Consider the following 18882-nt stretch of genomic DNA (forward strand, 5'->3'; position numbering starts at 1 on the left):
ATTCGCATCATCCTCACCACGCGTTCCGGCGAGCAGTTGATGTCTCCCCTGTTCGGAGCCGGCTTGCAAAACTACCTCAACGAAGGCAACACCGTTGCCATCCGTCGGCAAATTCAGTCAGCCATCATGGACAACCTGCAGACTTACGAAACGCGCATCACGGTAGATAACGTCGAAGTCGAGACCGTGGACGGCGCGCCTTCACAGATTCACGTTCAGATCTTCTACCGGCTGCTTCGCACCAACGCACCTCAACAACTCGGCGTAACCATGCAGCAAGGCGGATAAACCGTGCCCCTGAGACCACCAGCTCTTGACGACCGTTCTTACAGCGACCTGGTTCAGGACCTGCTGGCCAGCATTCCTGCGCACACGCCGGAGTGGACCAACCAGCAGAAGGGAGACCCCGGTCGCACGCTCATTGAGTTGTTCGCGTGGCTGGCCGATTCCATCCTGTATCGAGCCAACCTGATTCCGGAACGACAGAGACTTGCCTTCCTCAAACTCGTCGGCGTGCCGCTGCAGCCCGCCTCCGCGGCCACCGGCATCGTGTGCGTCTTCTCCGATCCCGCAGTCACAAGCGCCGTCACGCTCGCCACACACGCGTCCCTCACTGGTCCGGTAAACTTTGAAACTCTCTCGGAGCTCGACGTTCTCCCCGTCACCGGGCGCGCCTACATCAAAGCGCCGCTCAGTGCGGATCAGCAAAAAGCCGCGTTGCCGTTGCTGCAAGGGCTTCAATCTCTCTACAGCCTCGCCAACGTTCCCTCGGGATACTCCACCACTCCCATCTTCGCCAACAACACGTCCGATCCAAATGGGGTAGACGTCTTCGCCTCAACCATCGACCAGTGCCTCTGGATCGCGCTCCTCGCATCCAAGCCGGCCAATGTGGCGAACATCCGCGACACGCTCAAAGGCAAGAACGGCCCGCGCACACTCAGTATCGGAGTGGCTCCGGCCTCGCCCGTGGATGACCCCCTGGCAGCGTTTGGTCCGCAGGCCACAATACCCGTTACCTGGCAGATAAGCGGGAACAGTCCTTCAGGCTCGCCGCTGGTGTATTTCCCGCTCGACGTCGATAGCGATACGACCCAGGGTCTGCTCACCAATGGGACCGTGACACTTCGGTTGCCCGAGGGCGTGGATATCGGCGCGCCCGCCAACGACGTACGCAGCGATGCCCGCGCCGGCATGGGGCCCAAGCCGCCTCGCATCGACGATCCCAACATCGACAGCCTGCTCGTTGCCTGGGTCCGCGTCAATGTCCAGAGCGCTCTGACTTTGAACTGGGCAGGCATCAATGCAGTCGAAGTCGATCAGCGCACAACCTATACCAACATCATCGCCGGAGTAAGCGACGGCTCCGGCAATCAGACTTTTCAATTGCCGAAGACGCAGATTGATCCGTCTACGTTTCAGCTCGAAGTGGATATGCCTGGATTCGCCTTCCAGCCCTGGCAACCGGTGGACGATCTCGCGGCGCTCAACGGCCCTCTTCAGAATTACGTTCTCGATCCCGAAGCAGGCACCGTGTCCTTCGGAAATCAGATGCAAGGTGCGATTCCGCCAAACAGCCGCCGCATTCGCGCCGCGTTGATGCGCGCCGGTGGCGGCCTCGCCGGGAATGTGCCCTCCGGAAGCCTCACTGCAATCACGGCGAAGGATGTATCCGGCAAACCAGCTCCGGGCCTCACCGTGCAGCAGCCCATCGACACAACCGGCGGTGCCGATTCTGAAGCGCTCGATCATGCCGAGCAGCGCATCCCCGCTTTGTTCCGGCATCAGGACCGCGCCGTCACCGCGAGCGATTACAAGAACCTCGTGCAATCCATGCCGGGAGGCTCCGTGGCCCGCGCTGAAGTGCTGCCCCTGTTCAAACCGCAAACCCGCGATCCAAATGTGCCCGGCGTGCTCTCCGTGATGGTCATTCCGCCCAAGGGCAACCATCTGCCGCCGTGCCCGCGCGCCAACCGCAAACTGCTCGAAACGGCCTATTCCTACCTGAATCCACGGCGCGTCATCGCAGCAGAAATGTATCTCATTGGGACTGAATATGTAGGGCTCGGCATCAGCATCGCGGTAGAAGTGCAAAGCGGATTCGGCCAGTTGCAAGTGAGCCAGCAAGTGGAAACAGCCCTGCGCACCTATCTCTGGCCCGTTCCTCCGGGCGGCCCCGCGCAGCAGGGGTGGCCTTTGGGCCGCACAGTGCGCAGCCTCGAACTCGAAGTGATCGTAAGCCAGGTGCCGGGTATTTCAGAAATCAATGGACTGCTGCTTTTCCAGCTGCTCCCTGGAGGAACCTACCAGCAGATTGAAGTAAACAGCGGTAACGCCGAACTCACACTGGAAAACTGGCAATTGCCGGAAGTGCTCCAGGTGCTGGTTACACCGGGAGCTGACGGCTCCGGCGTCGCCCCGGGTGATCTCAATCCCGAAACACAGACGGACGACACGGTGGCAGTGCCGATCGTTCCCAACGTTTGCTAATGGATGGTTATGGACGCCAACGGACTTAAATTCTGGATGCTGAGCGAAGCGCAGGATTGGCCTCTGCCCCCGCTGACTGCGGCTCCGAATGAGTCTTCGCTCGCGTCTGCCGTCGCTGCTGGCGATCAGGACATCATCCTCCTCACACCGTTGCCGGCAGGCGCGCCCTCGTATGTGTCCATCGACTTCGAAGTGATGATCGTCAACGGGGTCGATTCGACAGGATTGCAACTCAGCGTGACCCGCGGCGCCCTTGGGACCATCGCCGCAACCCATCCGCCGGGCGCTCGCGTTCTCGGCCCCACCGGTATCCTGCGCACCGCGGTTGACGCAACGGACACAGACTTCACGATTGTGGCCGGCGCGCATCCACCCACCACGCCGCACCCAACCACTACGCCACCCCCTGCGACTACGGCCCCGCCCGCGCTTGTCCCCGCGGTTGGCCTGGCTCCCGGCGATTCTCTCCAGATTGGCGATGAGGTGGTGAGCGTTACCGCCGTCGATTCGACGGGGCTGGTCATCTCGGTTACACGCGGCGTGTTCGGCACCACGCCGGCCGCATACAGCGGGGCCACGCCCCTGTTCGCATTCATCACTTCCAACACGCTCTACTACTGCGCCACCAGCAAGCGCCTTCAGTTGCTCAGCATGCGCCTGGGAAATCCCCCCCTCGAATCCTTCGCGGAGGCAACCAGGCTGGTCAACACCGTCCCCATGGCTCGCGATGCCTTCGGCAACTATGCCCGCTGGGATTTCTCGCGCAGACAAGTTGTCGCAGGCGGCAGCGGTCCGGGCGAGGTGCCCATCTACTCCGCGCCGGGCGGACAAAATATTTCTGACCTCGCGCTCGGCAACGACGGCATCCTCTATATTGCCGCCGGGACCAATTTGATCCTTGTCGACCGCCGCGGGCGCTGGCCGGACTTCACCTTGCCGGGGAACGGGTTTACGTTCTGGCGCCTCGCGGCACTTCCAGATGCCGGCGTGCTCGCGCTTGATCCGAATAAGCCGCAGCTCGGCAAAATCATCGGCACGCCGCTGCAAACCGCCCCCGCTGACACACCCGATCCCGGTATCCTCCGCTCCTGCCGGCAGAACCCCACGCCCCCGCAGATCGCCGCCACATACGCTCTGCCCGCCACCGAGTCCTACGTAGGACTCAGCACTGCCGACGATCAGTTCCTGCTGCTCTCATGGCAAGCCTCCTCACCCGCCAACACTCAATCCTTCCTGCGCATCTTCGACTTCGACGCGGGCCTCGGCACTCCGTGGATGATGAGCGGTATCCGCTGGCCATACTCCCTGGCGTGGCTGGGCGATTCGAAGGCGGCGGTGCTGGCCACCGGCTTGAACGAGGCACTCATCTTCAACCTCGCGGAGGTCGGCGCCACCCTCCTTCCCAGCGGCGACACCTATGTCCTGACAGGAATCAACAGCGGCCCCTTTGCACACACATTGAATCAGCCGCCCTACTACTCTGCGGGGTCGCCGCTACTCGCGCCTGTCCGCCTCGGCACAACCGCAACGGCGAGCCTCTCCCTCTTGACGCTGGATCCGGGTGCTCACGCCATCACTGCGTTTTACACGGGGGATGCGAACAATCCAGCGGCTCCATCCGCGCAACTTGTGCAGACGGTTGCCGCCGCGGCGACTACGGTCCTGCTCAGCTCCTCGCAGAACACTTCAATGACGGGGCAGACGGTCACCTTCACAGCCACCGTCACCTCCACCGGAGCTACCGGCAACGTCCAATTCCTCGACGGCGAAGTTGTGCTCGGAACCGAGTCTCTGAGCAGCGGCTCGGCAGCTCTTGCCGTCTCCACCTTCACGGCCGGTGCACACACCATCACCGCCCGCTACGTGGGCGATGGAACCCACGCCGCGGATCATTCCGCAGCGCTGGTGCAAACCGTTTCCGCTGACGCATTCCCCGTGCAGCTCACCTCATCCCTGAATCCTTCCGTTGAAGGTCAGACCGTCACTTTCACCGCCAGCGTCACTCCGGCTTCCGCATCCGGCGCCGTCCAGTTCCTGGATGCCGCACAGCTGCAGCCCCTGCTTCCGCTCTCGCTCAATTCGCTCGCGGGATACGGCTCCACTGATCCGCGCTCGCCCAAAATCATCGATAGTGGAGTTCCACTCGGCATATGGCATCGCCTCTTCATCGAGGCCATCCTTCCGCCCCGCTGCTCGGTCGTCGTGTGGCTCACCGCGGCAGAAAGTCCCGCCGGCATCGCTGCGCCCACCGCAAGCTGGTATCCGCACGCGTTTGGCGATGTCGACATGACCGCGCTGCCGGACCAGACCCCCAGGGCTATCTGGTTGTCGACGCCGTCCGAGGTGCCGTTCGCAAATCCGCTCTTGGGCGAAACGCCGCCTCTGCTGAATCGCCGCGGCCTGTTCATGGTTCTGATCCAGAGAGCCGGAAGAGCCGTGCGCAACCTGAGCGGGCGCTTCCTCGGCATTCGCGTGGAACTTTACGGGGATCGCCGCAACACTCCCGAAATCGCCGCCCTGCGCGCGTGGGGATCACGCTTCTCCTATGTGCGCAACTACCTTCCCGAGCTCTACCGCGAAAATAAATTCGGTCCCGACGCCGACGCAGTCCGCGCCAGCACACGCCACGATTTCTTCGAGCGCTTCGTCAATATCTTCGAAGCTCAACTCACTCGCATTGAAGATCGCATCGCGAATTCCTATCTGCTGACACGGCCTGAAGTCACTCCCGACGATGCCCTCGACTGGCTCGGCAGTTGGGTTGGATTGAGCCCCGCCGGCTATCCGGCCGATCGCCGCCGTGATCGTCTCCTCGCCGCATCCGATCTTCACCGCCAGCGCGGAACCGTTCCCGGCATCACGCTCGCTCTCGACATCGCAACCAACGGACTCTGCACGCGCGGCGCCGTGATCGTCGTGGAGGACTTCCGGTTGCGCCACATCTTCGCGACCATCCTCGGCGCCAACCTTGCCATTCACGACGACCCCCTGCTGCCCGGCTATTCTCCCAGCAGCAACTCCTTCGTCGGCGGTACGCTCTTCCTCGGCGATCCCCAGAATCAGGCCGAGGTTCTGGCGCTCTTCTCCTCCGATCTCCCTTCCAGCAGCGCCGATCGGACAACCGTGCAACAGTTCTTCGACAGCCTCGCGCATCGCCTGACCATCTTCATCCACGATCAGGTCGAGACCGTCGACATCAACCTCGTGCAGCGAATCGTGGACCACGAAAAACCCGCGCACGTATTGGCAACCATCCGGCTCGCCACCCAGCCCTTCATGGTCGGTCTGGCTTCTCTCCTCGGAGTCGACACGTACCTCGCCCCAACGCCCCCACGCGATCCCGTGGTCCTCGGCACAAGCCAAATCGGCCGCTACAACCTGGTGATCCAAGCTCCCAGCCTCGATCCGCGATTGGAGACATAGATCAGATGGCAACCATGAAAGACAGTCTCACCGCCCTGCCCGTACCGGAACGAGTCTCTTACATCACCGGCCGCATGCTGGGCGTCGACGATTTCCAGGCCGACCAGACCTATCATCGCGGGCGTCTGGCGCGCGCTCTTACGCAACTGTTTGGCACCGGAACGGTTTCTGGCCTGCTCGTGCAGAGCGACGGCAATACCAATGTCAAACAATTGGAGATACAGGTGACCCCCGGCGTCGCCATTGACCGGGCCGGTCGCATCATTGAAGTGCCGCGGCTTATCTGCATCGTGCTCGACAACTGGCTGACGCAGCTTGCAACGGCATGGCAGAATCAACTCCTCCATCCGATTCCCGGCCAGACTGCGATTCCCGATCCCAACTCGGCCATTCACGATGGCGCAAACCTGATGGTCGATGTGTTTGCCACCTTCGTCCCATGCACCCGCGGTCTCACCCCTTGCTTCGCGGCTGAAGACGACTACGACGCCACCGACGCATTCTCCGCCAATCGCCTGCTTGACTCCTTTGCCATGCAGTTGGCCCTGCGCACCGATACAAACCCGCTCACGCCCGCCGATCCCTGGAAGACGAGTGGCTCGCTCCCCGCCGGCGGCTCCAACATCACCGCTCCCACTCTCACAACCTTGCAGGATCTTTTGCTGGGAGCAACCGCGGGGCCTGCGTCCACACCGGTCGAGTATCCACCGGGCTTCGACGCAACCTCGGTGTTCCTGGCGCGCATTCTCATCGGCGCCACCAAGGGCTCCACGTCGAACCAGCCCCCCACCTGGGATCTCACCAAGATCTCCATCGACAACCGTTCGCGGCTATTTCTGTATCCGCCCAGCCTGCTCGGTCGCCTGTGCGGCCTCGGGGCAGGCACCGAGACATAGGAGCATTGCATGCCGAATTACACGGCGGGTAGCACGCGCGTATCGATTGCGGATCCGGAACTGACTCCATCGCTGGCCGATGGTTCAGTGGTTCTCGACAGCCGTCGTGTGCGGCCGTTCTGGTTCGACGGCCGGTTCATGGACGCCCGCGACCTCGAGCGCGAACAAAACTACTTCCTCATTCGGCAGGCGGACCTCGGACAGGCGGGCGGCTTCGAGGTCATGCATGGCCTCGAGGTCGATCAGACGCAGTCCAACCACGTTCAGGTTGGTCCCGGCGCAATCGTCATCCATGCCGGCGAAGGCGTCACGCCCGCCGGCGAAATGGTGACCGTCCCCAACGACCTGACCATTCAAATCGCCGACCTGCCGGTTCCCGCCGATCTCGATGTAGTTCGCAACAAGCAGACCTTTCTCGCTACTGCACAACAGCGCTCGGGCCTGTACGTCATCGCGCTCTATCCCGTGGAGTACACCGCCAACCTGACCACTGCCTTTCCTACCACCGTCCAGGGGCCGCCCGTCGTGCACGATTCCGACATTGTCCAAGCCACGGCCATCTCGCTGATTCCGTATCCAAACCCGCCCAACAACCCCAAGGCCCCCCTGCAGGCCGCCCTGGCAAAACAGGTTTTTGTTACCGGCAATGCAGGCGCGCTTCCTGACTCGGTTCTCCCCCTGGCGCTCATCAGCCTCGACCAGAATCGAGTTCAATGGATCGACCCCTACCTCGTGCGCCGCGATATTGGTCCGCAGTACAGCGGCGTGCGCTTTGGACTGACCGATGTAGCCACGCAACAGGCTTACCTCATGCAGTTCGACATGCACCTGCAATCCGTGATCGCCGCGCGACAGGCCGGCGGAATGAAAGCCAACTTCGCAGCGTCGGATTATTTCCAGTCGATACCGCCCGCCGCCCGGTTCCCTATCGATGGCATCGACACAAGCGCCTTCTCGCAGGTGTTCTTTCCGCAGGAAATGGATGTGCGCCTGAGCATCATCCCGACGGATCAGGTCGCCGCATTGTTTGAAGAGAGCCTCTCCCTGCCTCCCATTGATCTGACGCTTCCATCGGGTGCCTACTCCAACATGGCCGTCTTCGCTTTCATTCCGGTGGATCCGGCGCAGTTCGCCACCCTGAAAAACTCACTCCCCGAGACACCGCTGAATCCCACGCTGCCGCAGGTGCTTGCCAACCGAAAGCCTATTCAACTTCTGCGCCTCTTCAGAGGCGACATACTCATCCAGCCCGTGCCCCCGATTTCCAACAACGCCTGGGCCAGCATCGTGGGAGATCAACAGTTCGCTTACTATCTGCGCCGCCGCAGCGACCCCACCATGGTGAACTTTCTTGCGCCTTCCGGCGTGACTCTCGCTTCATCCGCCAACCCCTCCACCGTTGGCCAGAGCGTTACTTTCACCGCCAGCATCTCGCCCGGTTCCGCAACCGGCACGGTGGACTTCTCCGACACACCTCCGGATGAATCAGGCCCGGCAGTCGCTCTGGGCACCGCCACCGTAAGTGCCGGAGTCGCATCCCTGGCGATCTCCTCTCTCCTCAAAGGAAGCCACAACATCACGGCCTTCTACGACGGCGATGCGCACGATGCGGTCGGCTCTTCGCCGGTGCTGGTGCAGATCGTCAATCTTCCGGTCGCCGACGTGGCAATCAGCTCATCGGCCAATCCCTCCACCGTCGGCCAGAGCGTGACCTTTACTGCAACCGTGTCGCCCGCTTCCGCCACCGGCACAGTGCAGTTCGCCGATGGAGCAACCGTCCTCGGCTCGGCAACACTCGACGGCGGCGCAGCCACACTCGCCGTCTCCACCCTCGCGGTTGGCGCACACTCCATCACAGCCATCTACAGCGGCGATGACAGCAATGGCGGAAACACCTCTGCGGTCCTCACGCAGAACGTCATCCGCATCACTCCGGTCCTCACTCTGACCTCTTCCGCCAATCCGGCTACCGTGCAGCAGACCGTCACATGGACTGCCCAGGTTTCGGGCTCCGCCACCGGCGCCGTGCAGTTCCTTGATGGAACCACAGTCCTTGGCAGTGCAGTCTTGAGCAGCGCCGGCACCGCTTCCCTGTCCAGTTCCACGCTGGCCGTGGGCGCCCACACCATCACCGCGAATTACAGCGGTGATACCAACAACGAGGCCGCAACCGCTTCGTTGGCTCAGACCGTCGACAAGATCGCGTCGAATGTTTCCCTGGACTCCGGTACCAACCCGTCGACCTTTGGGCAGGCCGTAACGTTCACCGCCACCGTCTCGCCCGCTTCCGCATCCGGCACCATACAGTTCCTTGACGGCACAACCTCGCTTGGCACCGGGACCCTCACTGCCGGGCAGGCCTCGCTGATCGTTGCCTCGCTCTCTGCAGGCACGCACACCATCACGGCTCTGTATGGCGGAGACGCAATCACCGCCGGCAGCCAATCACCGGTGCTCTCGCAGGTCGTCAATCAGGTAACGTCGAGCGTGGCCCTGACCTCCGCTCCGAATCCTTCAACGTTCGGTGCCATGGTCACGTTCACGGCTACGGTCACGCCCTCTTCCGCGACGGGCTCAGTGCAATTCCTCGATGGCACAATCGTGCTCGGGACAGGTGCAATCAGCGGCGGCATCGCCACCTTCGCCACCGCGGCGTTGACCGTCGGAACGCACTCCATCACAGCGGCCTACACCGGCGATTCCGGCACTTCCGCGAGCAATTCCGCTGTTCTTTCGCAAACGGTAAACAAGGCAGCGTCAACGGTAGCACTCAGTTCCTCTCTGAACCCTGCGCTCGTCGGAGACAGTGTTGCGTTCACAGCCGGCGTCACACCCGCTTCCGCTACCGGCACTGTGCAGTTCCTCGAGGGCGCCACCAGCCTCGGCACTGCGACTCTGTCCTCCGGAACCGCGGCTCTCAACCTCGCAACCCTCTCCGTCGGCTCTCACTCCATCGTGGCCGCCTACAGTGGCGACGGCGACACTGTGGCCGCAAACTCCAATACCGTGATCGAAGTCATCAACAAGATCACTTCGAGTGTGGCGCTCACTTCCTCGCTCAACCCGTCCATTGTCGGCAATGCAGTCAACCTCACAGCCACAGTCACACCCACCGGCGCCACCGGCACCGTGCAATTCCTTGAAGGCGCAACCGTCCTCGGTACTGCGACTCTTACCGGCGAAATCGCCAGCCTCACTCTCTCGTCGCTGACCGTCGGGGTTCACTCCATCAGCGCGGACTACAACGGCGACGCTAACAACTCGACAAGCGTCTCCGCTCCTCTGTCCCAAACGGTCAATCAGAATGCCTCCACCGTCACGCTGAGTTCCTCGCCGAATCCGTCGATCGTCGGTAGCGCGGTGGCATTGGCGGCCGTCGTCAGTCCTTCTACTGCGACCGGCACGGTGCAATTCAATGAAGGCGCCACCCCCCTTGGCTCCGCAGCCGTCAGCAGTGGCGGCGCCACGTTAAGCGATTCCTCCCTCGCCCTCGGTACACACACCATCACGGCTGTCTATAGCGGCGACGCAAACGATGCCGCAAGCACTTCGGCTCCCGTCACCCAAACCGTGATCAAGGCGACGTCGAATGTAACCCTGAGTTCTTCGCCCAATCCATCCATCGTCGGCGCCTCGGTCACCTTCACGGCCACGGTGACCCCAGCCACCGCCACTGGCACAGTGCAGTTCCTGGAAGGCACAAACGTGCTCGGCTCCGGAACCATCGCCGGAGGAGTCGCCACACTGGCCATCTCCACACTCGCAGTCGGAGCCCACACCATCACGGCGTCGTACGGTGGCGATGCGACCAACGCCAGCGACGCCTCCCCGGCGCTGACTCAGACGGTCAACAAAATCGTGTCTGCCGTGTCTCTCGCCAATACGCCCAATCCCTCGGTCATCGGCAGCGCCGTAACTCTCACGGCCGCCGTCACCCCCAACAGCGCCACCGGCAACGTGCAGTTCCTCGAGGGAACCAACATACTGGGCTCCGGCACGCTCGGCAGCGGCGCCGCAACGCTGTCCGTCTCCAACCTCGCCGTCGGCGCGCATTCCATCGTCGCGTCCTACGGCGGCGATGCCAGCGACTCCTCGGCAAACTCCGCCGCCGTCACGCAGACCGTGAATAAAGCTGTCTCCAGCGTGACGCTTTCTTCTTCGCTGAATCCGTCCATCGTCGGCAATCCGGTGACACTGCAGGCCGCCATCACCCCCGCCTCCGCAACCGGCGCCGTGCAATTCCTCGATGGCGCAATCGTCCTGGGAACGGCGGCAGTCAGTAGCGGAACGGCTTCGCTCACCCTCTCCTCCCTGGCTGTGGGCACCCACACTCTCACCGCAAACTATGGGGGCGACGCGAGCACCTCCGCGAGCACTTCGTCGCCCGTCACACAAACGGTGAACAAGATCGCGTCGAGCGTAACCCTCACGTCCTCGCTGAACCCATCCACTGCCGGTGCCACAGTGACGTTCATCGCCACCGTATCTCCAGCCACTGCCACCGGCATCGTGCAGTTCGTCGATGGAACTGCCGTCCTAGCAACAGGCACTCTCAGCGGAGGAGTGGCCACCGCCCCCATCGCAAATCTGTCAGTGGGGACCCACTCCATCACCGCTGTTTATCCCGGCGATGCGAACGATGCCCCCGCCACTTCCCCTGTACTCACGCAGACGGTAGACAAAGTAACCGCGGCCATAACGCTGGTCTCTTCAGCAAATCCATCTTCGACTGGGAACCCCATCACATTCACGGCCACGGTGTCGCCCAAAACCGCGACAGGCATCGTGCAGTTCACGGACGGCGCCACCCCCATGGGCGCGCGTCCACTTACCGGCGGAGTGGCAACCTTCACAGTGCAAAGCATGAGTGTCGGCTCCCATGACATCACTGCGGTTTATAGCGGCGATGCCAACAATACGACTGCGAAGGCAAACCTCAAGCAAGTCGTCGTGGAGGTTACCACTCGTATCACCCTGGACTCATCGGTGAACCCCTCCACCGTCGGCCAGACAGTTACGTTTGTAGCCACTGTTGCGACCGCCATACCCGCGTCCCCAACCGGCACCGTGCAGTTCTCCGCGGATGGCCAGGTCGTCGGAACTGCGCCCCTGGCCGCCGGCATTGCGCGCCTCAACGTCGCCAACCTCGCCGTCGGTTCCCACACCATCACTGCGGCTTACAGCGGCGATGCGAGCCATGCGGCCGCCACTTCGCCAACACTGACGCAGACCGTCAACAAATCCCCGACGCGGCTCACCCTCGCGTCATCCCTGAACCCATCTACGGTGGGTGCTCTCGTCACCTTCACCGCCACCGTCACGCCGCAGACGGCAACCGGCTTGGTGCAATTCGCGGATAGCACCAAACCGCTCGGCACAGCCACTCTGAAGGGCGGCGTCGCCACGCTCACCGTCGGCACCGTCATCGGCGGGCCCCCCATTCTGGCCCAGGGCACTCACACCATCCTTGCAATGTATGGGGGCGACGCAAATACAGGCGCGGCTCCCACGGCTTCCATTCAGCAAACCGTCAACCAGGTAATCCTCCTGAAGGGACCCATCAGTCCCACAAACATTGGATAACGCACCACCAGGAAAACACGGATGAATGCATTGACCGCAGCAATGGCGCGCAAAACAAAGCAAAGCTCCTTTCTGAGCAAAGGCGTAGCCGCGTCCGGTTTGCTTACCGCCAGAAACGTGCTCCTTCCCTCCATCAGCAAACTCCTGCCCCGGGTGGTCGCACCTATATTGACCGGAAGCAGTTCGCGGCCTCTCTGGTTCGACGGAAGATTCCTGGCAGCGCAGGATATGGTCACGGAGCAGGACTACTTCCTGCAACGCCAGATGAGCCTCGGGCGCGAAGCAGGGTCCGGCGTCGTGCACGGCCTGTGGGTCGACCAGGGTGCAATACTCTCTCAATCGGCCGACCCGGAAACGATCGTGGTCTACGCCGGCGTCGGTATCACTCCCTCCGGCGCACTCGTCGACATCTCCACTGACTTGACAATCAAACTCTCGGATCTGCCTGCGGAAGAAAATCTGGATGTAGAGTTCGGCCTGTCTCAGGCGCCTCGGCAACCGGCCCGCACGCGCACAGGCATCTACATTCTTGCGCTCCGTCCGGTGGAGTTCACCGCCAACCCCATCGCCTTTTATCCAGCCACCCTGCAGAGCCCGCGCACCACGCGCGACGGCGACACCGTAGAAGCTACAGCCGTTTCGCTGATTCCTTACATCAACCCCGTGAATGCCTTCGACGCCTCCGTGCAGCGAGCTGCCTTGGCGCGCCAGATCTTCGTGAGCCCGGCGAGCCTGGGCCTCCCGGATTCCCTTCTGCCGCTGGCTATGGTCAGCATCGACCGCGACACCATCCAGTGGATCGACCCCTATCTTGTGCGCCGCGACAGTTCCCCGCCCCCCCAGGGAGTGCCTCGCGCCTCAGCCGATCGAGCCACCCAGCAGGCCTTCCTGCTTCAGTACGACGCCATGCTGCAGGCGGCCGTGACTGACCACACAAAAAAGAAATCAAACGCCAGGTTCGCCGCGTCCGATTACTTGCAGGCGCTGCCCCCGGCGGCCCGCTTCCCTATCGGCGGCGTCGACTTCTCCGCCTTCTCGCAAACGTTCTTCCCGCCGCAGATGAAGGTGCAACTTGGCATCATCCCTGAAGATGAGCTTCCCGCGTTGCTTGAAGAGAGTCTCTCGTTGTCCCCCATCGATCTCACGCTGCCCGCCCCTAGCTTCGCCAACACTTCGGTGTTTGCGTTTGTGGCTGTCCCGCGAAGCAGTTTTGCAGCCTTGCAGAATACGCTGACGCCGGTCCCCCTCACGCCCGCACTGCCCCAGTTGCTGCTTAATCGTTCCCCCCTCCGCATCCTCACGGACTTGCAGCAACGGCTCAAGCTCACCTCTGCTGCTTCCCCATCATCGGCGGATTGGCAATCCGCGGTTGCCGGGCAGACCTTCGGCTTCTACATCGTCCAGCGAAGCCAACCCTTGTTCCCCGATTTCATCAGCCCGCAACCGGCCGCCGATGCAACCGTCGCAGTGGACACCCTCATTGCTCCCGCCGCGATCGACAAGAGTGCAGTAGCCCGCACAGCGGCCATCAAGGTCGCCCCAAAGCCCAGCGCGGCGGCAGCAAAAGCAAACGCCACAACCACCCCGCGCCCCGCTACCACCAGGGTGCCGCTGACCACAACCACGCCGCAGCCTTCAAAAACAAAAGTGCCTGCAACCACAACTACCCCTGCTCCCAAGCGAACAGCCACGGGCGGAACTACCATCGCACCCAGCACCACCGCCTCCAAGCCAACCACTACACCCGGCAGTTAAGTCAGACGGCGAGCCACGAACATGAGCGTAACCCAGATCCAGGACGCACCGGCAGGTGAAAGCCTCATCGCCATCGAGCCCGAGTTACTGCAGCAGGTCGACGCTGGATGGCTGCATCGCCTCTCCTTGTTCAATGGGAGAACCCTCACCGCCACCGCTCTCAGCAACGAGCAGGCTTACCGCGCGGGGCGCCTCGCCATCCTCGGCCAATGCGTCACTCATGGAGTGGTCAAAGGCCTTGAGCTCTCGGCGAACCTCACCCTCTCTGACCCCGCGCTGCAGGTCACGTCAGGCTACGGCATCTCGGCCTCCGGTGAAGACATCACCCTCCTCCGCACCTTAAGCACCACGCTCGGCGCCCTGCTTGTCATCGATCCGCAAACTGGATCCAGCCAGGGAAAATTTCCTGACTTCATCGCCAATCCGGCGAACATCTCCGAAGCCGGCGTTCTCCTTCTCCAGCCCATCAGCGCCACCGTCCCCGGCGCCAGCGTAGACACCGGAACCGCTCCTCTCATCGTCTCCGGCAACCTCGGCGCCTCCTGCGATCAGGACCCGCTCGAATATGCCTTTGAAGACTGGCAGATCGTGGACGGCGCGCGGCTCGTCATGGTCGCGTGGCCCGCCATCCCAACCACACTGTCGCTGCCTCCCGCGAGCCCTGCCGTCAACTTCAGAAACCGCCTCGCCTACACCGTCTTCAATGCCGAGATGGCGCTCGCTCCAGACGACCGCCTGCCCTGGGACTTGCTGGGCCTCCCCGTTGGACTCATCGGATTCGACAGCGCCTGGAAAGCACAGTTCGTCGATCGATGGAGCGTGACACGCAATGGTGGGCTTTCTCGCACCCGCTACGTGCTCCCCGCCCAACCCTCCGGCCCGGGAACGCCCCTGCTGGTACAGCCCGCCCTCGCCCAGGCGCGCGTTGCTCAACTCGCGGAGCAGGTCAGCGAATCCCCAGGACTTGCCACCCTCGCTCCATCCTTCGCCCTGCTGCCCCCTTGCGGCATGCTGCCCGCCGCAGCCATGGACTTCGTTCACAAAGTGGCCCTCTGGTTCCCCGCTAACTGGAACATCACGGCCGGCCCCGTGCACCAGGAAGAAATCGAGACAGCCCTGCTGTCCTCCATGACCGCCCAGCCACTGGATGTCGCGCAGAACGAAACCGTCGAAGTGCTGGTCCCCCTTCCCGACGCGCTCTACGACCCCGATATCCTCGTCACTGAAACCGTCAGTCCGGAGTTTCAGCAGGCCGTCGATTCCGCCACCGCTGAACTGGCGGGCGCGCTGCAGCATCGCAAGACGGTTCAGCAAGAGGCCAATGCTCTTTCGCTCGTGATCACTGGCTCCGTGCAGTCCCCGCTCTATGACCTCGACGCCGGACTGAATGCGAACGAGCTCGCTCTGCGCGACAACCAGGTATATGTCCCCGCTACAGATGAGACCTTCGCAACCGAAGCGAAAGCAGGCTCATCTCCGCCCCAGTACAGCTCCATCGATTACGACCAGCTGATCGCCACGGCCGGTGCCGCGCCCTACACGATCTTTAACGATGGAAACGGAAATCCTCTCGCCACCCCCCTGCCCCTCTTCTCCGCCGCCGATCTGAACGACATCTCCATCAACGGCCTGCAGCATTTCATCGACAGGATCCATGCCAAAGTCGCGCGCGCCAACGATCTGCTGGACCTCGCGTTCCTCACCACCCAAAGCGATATCTATCGCTTCCGCCAATATGTGCTGGGCGCGGCCGGCGCCACTGCTCTCGCCGTCTCGCCCATCGCCGCCGAAATAGCCACCGGCGAATCGGCCGCAAGCACCGCGGATAACCTGCGCAATTACCTCACGTCGGTTCTCCCCTCAGCCACAACCACACCCGGACCCACCACGACTCCATCACCCAACATCAACGCCTCGCGAACTTTCCTTCTGGAAAAGTTCTCCGCAAACCTGCAGTTGAAGTCCCCCACAACGCTGCGCCAGAGTTCCACCCTCGTCCAGAACCTCGCCAGCTTGAAAACCTCCTCCTCCGCCTTCCAGCTCACCGCCGCCGCTGCCGCCTTCGTGCCCACCAGCCCCGGGACCGTCGCCCAGCCGGCCAGCACTTCCGACGTCACATCGCAATCCCCCCTCGTCGGCGCGCAACTCAATCTGCGCACCCTGAGCATTGCATCGCGCCTCGCCAACCCTCCATCGCAGGAGGGCCTCTTCTACGGCATCGGCAATCGCACCGCCTTCCTCGAGTTGATCGCGGATCTCGATCTCACCATCGACGACATTCCCATCCTCGTCGACACGCCTCCTCCGCCCGTGACGACCGGCACCACCACTACCGCGCCGCCGAACTTCGTGTACGCCATGCCCATCCTCGCGGAGATTCGCGCCACTGCCAACGCAACCCGCCGCGGCCTCATCTTCCAGGCCATACAAACTCCCGTGATCAGCACCGCTCCCAAAGCCGATCCGGATGAAGCCAGCCTCTTCTCCACGGGCATTCATGTGCTCGAACAGCACACCACCCTCCTGCGCGCCATTGAAGGCCGCGTGCAGCTCTACAACGACTTCCTCGGTCTCTGCGGCAGTGGGCTGGGCAACGTTCAATTCAACTTGCCCCTGGCCCAGGCGCTTTTATCCCAACTCGAAAACGCCATGGCGCAGGCCCGCCAGGATCTGGCCTTCACCACCACGCTGCTCAATGACGAGATTCAGCGCGTCGACGATGTCAACACCCAACGCCAGTCCACCTTGAGAGACTACGTAAGCGTGATCGCCTTCCTGCGCCCCCGCACCGTCGTCTCCACTGCGGATGTGCCCAGCAGGCAGCTGGTGCCCGGCAACGTGCTCAGCCCCGTGCCCGCCTGCACCAGCCCGTCCACAGCCGTCCCGCCCGAATTGCGCGAAATCGTCGCATTGCTCCGCGAAGCTCCGGTAAGCTGGCTGCCTGCCGTGCAGGCGCTGCTCAACAGGCTTGAGCGGCCCAGCCTGTTGCAAAACCTCGTCGTCGACGCCCAGGCACGCGCCTCCATGCAACTGCAGTTGCCGCTGCGCCAGTCCTCCGCCGCACCGCGCGCCGGCGTCTATGCGCCCGTGATCACCGGCATTTACGGCGCCAACCAGCAGGCCTTCCGTTCCTTGCAGGTCCAGCGCATTGCCATCCAGCCTGTACAACTCGCCCTGCAAAGCTGGTCGGCATCGGTTCAGTCATTGCAGATCTTCGCCGCGGTCGGCGATCTGATCGCGTCCAGCTTTGTGCACGCCGAAATCGTTAACAAGACCTCGAGCATCTTGCAGCAAATCTCCAGCGTAGGCACCTGCTTGTACGTTCGTGCCGGACAGATGCTGCCCATCAATCGCCTGGAGTGGGCTGAGTTCCTTCGCGGCCTCGGCATGTCCATCCAGTTGCAGAGCCTCGCCGTGCTCCCCGGCTGGAACTCCATCGACTACATACCGCGGCAACAGATGCAGATGCTCGTCGACTGGCTCTTCCAGCAGATCGATACCACCAATGCCAAAGCCGTCGCGTTCATGAGCGATGTCGTGCGCGTCTCCATCCTGTTGGCCAGCGATGCCCCCGTAGCCACCGTCATCGGCGGAGCCATCGCTCTCGCAACCACCCCCACTGTGGGCGGAATCATCTCCCTCACCCTGCCCTCCGAACGCGTTGTGCACGGAATGTATGTGCAACTCTACAGCGCGGGAGAACTCGCCGCCCATGCGGTTGTCACCGACCTCGACAGCAGCACGGTCCGCGCCACCATCACCACCGTCGTCAAGCCCGGAGTGACATTGCAGGCCAACGATGTGGCCCACTTCACCGCGCAGGCTCCTGAGACGCTCGCTATCCGCGCTTTCGACAAGTGAACTCCTATGACCAGTCCGACTTCCTGGCCCACGAGAGACCGCTACCACCGCAACGTGCGCCGTGCGCGCCTGCTCGTCAGCCCGGAAGCCCCGCGCCATCGGCTTGCCTCCGCCATTGAAGATTCGCTGCGAAACGTAACATTGCCCGGCGAAGCGGAGGGACGAACCTACTACTTCCGCCACCTGCGTATCGGCGGCCTCACCCCCCCCGGAGATCGAACCATCTGGCTTGACCGCTTTCAAAGCACCATGCGCGCCCAGGCGGCGCGTGCCGTTCACGGCGCCGACCCGCGCGCTATGAACGCCTCCGTGATCTATTTCCACAGTGAACAAGAAGCAATGGAGATACTCCTCCATTGCCTGCTGAGGCATCGCTCCACGCACGAATGGTTTTGGCCCATGGTGATCGGCACGCCACGCACTCGCGCCTCGGCTTCCGATGCGCCCACCATCGAGAAAGTAATCGAAAGCCTGCGCTGCCAATCCGCCTCCTGGGTGAGCGTCGCTGTCGCCGTCTTCTCTGATCCAGGTCTCGACGTGGTCCGATTGCTGAACGCCATCCCGCCGGCCACTCTGCGCGGCTGGCTTCAATTCATGGACGCTCCTCCGCCCACGCGATCCGTGGTGGGCGCAGAGATTCCCAAGGCCGCGCAACCTGCTGTTCTTCGTGCTCTGCAACTCTTCGGCCCCTCACACGCCACGCTGTGGCTCGCCTCCCTGGCTATGCTGCTCGATGCGCCCTCCGATCTCGCCGCCGGAACAACCGTGTGGCGCGCACGCGCCGCCCTCCAACATCTGCAAACCCGTAGCCCCGGTGCGAAACGCGGCGGAGACACCGCGGAGAACGTTTCTGCGCTCCAACTCGCAAACTCCT

Annotated in this window: 8 protein-coding genes; all 8 read left to right on the forward strand. The window is 62.7% G+C overall.

The genetic code is table 11. From position 1 onward, the window contains the following. Positions 1–288: GPW/gp25 family protein (locus VGL22_RS00945; RefSeq protein WP_465264997.1), on the forward strand; the 288-nt coding region annotated here is incomplete at its 5' end. A 3-nt stretch (positions 289–291) separates the two neighbouring features. Next, complete coding sequence (locus VGL22_RS00950) at positions 292–2490, forward strand: putative baseplate assembly protein (RefSeq protein WP_465264998.1); 2199 nt, start codon at positions 292–294, stop codon at positions 2488–2490. Positions 2491–2499: 9 nt separating this feature from the next. After that, entirely contained in the window at positions 2500–5913 is a 3414-nt protein-coding gene (locus VGL22_RS00955; protein WP_465264999.1) for an Ig-like domain repeat protein, read from the forward strand. Positions 5914–5918: 5 nt separating this feature from the next. Beyond that, positions 5919–6809, forward strand: a complete 891-nt coding sequence (locus tag VGL22_RS00960; protein WP_465265000.1) for a hypothetical protein — start codon at positions 5919–5921, stop codon at positions 6807–6809. Between the two features lie 9 nt (positions 6810–6818). Next, on the forward strand, positions 6819–12392 hold the full coding sequence (locus tag VGL22_RS00965; RefSeq protein ID WP_465265001.1) for a beta strand repeat-containing protein: 5574 nt from the start codon (positions 6819–6821) through the stop codon (positions 12390–12392). A 21-nt stretch (positions 12393–12413) separates the two neighbouring features. After that, on the forward strand, positions 12414–14147 hold the full coding sequence (locus VGL22_RS00970; protein WP_465265002.1) for a hypothetical protein: 1734 nt from the start codon (positions 12414–12416) through the stop codon (positions 14145–14147). 21 nt (positions 14148–14168) lie between these two features. Next, a complete protein-coding gene (locus VGL22_RS00975; RefSeq protein ID WP_465265003.1) occupies positions 14169–18008 on the forward strand; it encodes a hypothetical protein in 3840 nt (1279 codons plus the stop codon). A gap of 6 nt (positions 18009–18014) precedes the next feature. Next, the coding region (locus VGL22_RS00980; RefSeq protein ID WP_465265004.1) for a hypothetical protein at positions 18015–18882 on the forward strand (868 nt) is incomplete at its 3' end.

The organism is Occallatibacter sp. (assembly GCF_036502485.1).
In the GTDB taxonomy this organism is placed as follows: Bacteria; Acidobacteriota; Terriglobia; order Terriglobales; family Acidobacteriaceae; genus Telmatobacter.